Origin of the sequence: Endozoicomonas sp. ALC013, from assembly GCF_049310205.1 — a bacterium.
Lineage (GTDB): Bacteria > Pseudomonadota > Gammaproteobacteria > Pseudomonadales > Endozoicomonadaceae > Endozoicomonas.
In genome coordinates this window covers 1-2,260 of sequence record NZ_JBLYNS010000321.1, presented here as the reverse complement: position 1 = coordinate 2,260, position 2,260 = coordinate 1, and the positions used below count along the sequence as shown (strand labels likewise).

Annotated in this window: 2 protein-coding genes; both read right to left on the bottom strand. The window is 48.1% G+C overall.

The window, feature by feature from the left end; genetic code table 11:
- Positions 1-1,728, bottom strand: a 1,728-nt coding sequence (locus ACO6V1_RS23495; RefSeq protein WP_422468957.1) for a hypothetical protein, incomplete at its 3' end; no start/stop codon positions are given.
- 11 nt (positions 1,729-1,739) lie between these two features.
- Complete coding sequence (locus ACO6V1_RS23490; protein ID WP_422468955.1) at positions 1,740-2,120, bottom strand: hypothetical protein; 381 nt, start codon at positions 2,118-2,120, stop codon at positions 1,740-1,742.
- Positions 2,121-2,260: the final 140 nt, after the last annotated feature.

Here is a 2,260-nt window from a genome sequence, read left to right as displayed (position 1 = left end):
TGTAGAACCAGAAGTAACTGCCCGAGAGGTGGTGTCGTGGATTGTTGTTGCCGCCTGGCTTGATTGTCGGGTTTGTGCAGCGGTTGAGATGGCTTTTGAGGTTGGAGGCGCTGTTGTGCTGTCAGATATACCAGGGTTGCCTTCTGTTGTAGTGATTTCAGATGAAAATGCTGTTTGCCCGGTTGTTGATTGATGTATTGCTTTTTTATCAATTGTTGTCTGAGTTGTAGTGGCTGTTGGTGATTTTGTTGATGGAGCTGTGGCCGTTAAAGTTTCTGCCAGTGGTGAAGCAGCCGTTGTGCTATCCGAAATGCCAGAAGTCATTGTTTGACTGGTGGTATCAGACGTTGATCGTGCTTTCTCCTGGGTTGTTGATTGTTGCGTTGTTGTCTGTTCGGTTGTAGTGCTTGTTGATGCAGGTGTCATTGATGAAGAAGCAGCTGAGCTATCTGTGGAACCAGAAGTAACTGCCTGAGGGGTGGTGTCGTGGATTGTTGTTGCAGTCTGGCTTGATTGCCTGGTTTGTGCAGCGGTTGAGATGGCTTTTGAGGCAGGAGGCGCTGTTGTGCTGTCAGATATACCAGGGTTGCCTTCTGTTGTAGTGATTTCAGATGAAAATGCTGTTTTCCCGGTTGTTGATTGGTGTATCGCTGTTTTATCAACTGTTGCCTGAGTTGTAGTGGCTGTCGGTGATTTTGTAGATGGAGCTGTTCCTGTGGCTGTTGAAGTTTCTGTCAGCGGTGCAACAGCCGTTGTGCTATCCGAAATGCCAGAAGTTATTTTTTGACTAGTGGTATCAGACGTTGATCGTGCTTTCTCCTTGGTTATTGATTGCTGCGTTGTTGTCTGTTCGGTTGTCATTCTTGTTGTTGCAGGTGTCATTGATGAAGAAGTAGCTGAGCGATCCGTGGAGCCAGAAGTAACTGCCTGAGAGGTGGTGTCGTGGGTTGTTGTTGCCGCCTGGCTTGATTGTCGGGTTTGTGCAGCGGTTGAGATTGCTTTTGAGGATGGAGGCGTTGTTGTGCGGTCAGATATACCAAGTTTGCCTTCTGTTGTGGTGGTTTCAGATGATAGTGCTGCTTGCCCGGTTGTCGATTGATGTATCGCTTTTTTATCAATTGTCGTCTGACTTGTAGTACCTGCTATTGCCTGATCTTCTGTTTTGGCCGTTGAAGTTGTTGTTAGTGGTGACGCAGCAGTTGCGCCATTTGAAATATCAGAGGTACTTTTCTTCGCTTCCTGCGTGATAGCCTCAGGTGTTGAAGTGGCTATTGGCTGGTTGGTTGATTCAGCAGTCTGTGTTGTCGCTGGTGCTGAACTTGCAAAATCAGCGGCGCTGTGGGAACTGTCACCGTCTCCTGTTTGTGGGATAGTGCCAGCAGTTTCTGTCTGACTGGTTGATGGCTCTCTGCTGGTTGATGGCTCTCTAATTATTACAGTTGTTAATGTCTCTGTTGGTTGGTCAACACTGGTTGCATCGTCTGGAACAGTGGCAATACCTGCATTTATATTGTTGCTGTTTGCGGTGCTTGATGACCTCGCTGGTTTGGTTGTTGGCTGTATCGTGGTGTGCTCTGCATCGATTGCCTTTTTTATTGGTGGTTGGTTTGGTTTTGCTGCTGAGCCTTGGGAGGCTTGCTTTTCAGAGTGTTTTTTATGATTTTTTTCGATCGCTTTTTTTATGGTCTCGTACAACTTTTTAAGTGTTTTGGCTGCTTTATGTACCACGACACCACCTGTTATAATGCCTCCTCCAACTTCACCACCGGCTTCACCACCTGCTTCACCACCAGCTGCAGCGCCTCCTGCTCCAGCTTCACCACCGGCTCCACCGCCACCAGTTTCACCATCAGTTTCAACAGGATCATTTTCGCCGTCTTCCTGTTTACAGCTGCCAACCGAGCGTGTGCATCTGGCGGCCTGCTTTCCTTTGACAGCTTTCTTTCCAACCTCTTTAAGGGTTTTTTCCCCGACTTCTTCTCCAGTTTTTTCTCCGCCTTTTTCTCCAACTTTCTCTCCAACTTTCTCTCCAACTTTCTCTCCAAATTCCTCCCCGAATTCCTCACCTGCGTTCTCACCTGCGTTTTGAGATAGCCGGTTAAAGATTCTTTCTGCAGCATCCTCGCCGACCTCAGTGGCCCTTGCCATTTCTGACAGTAGTGACAGGCATCCGGAGCAGTTGGCTAAGAATGATACCACTGCTAGTCCAACAGTGCCGCCGATCCCGCCACCGATTATCCCACCAATAGTACTACCGGAT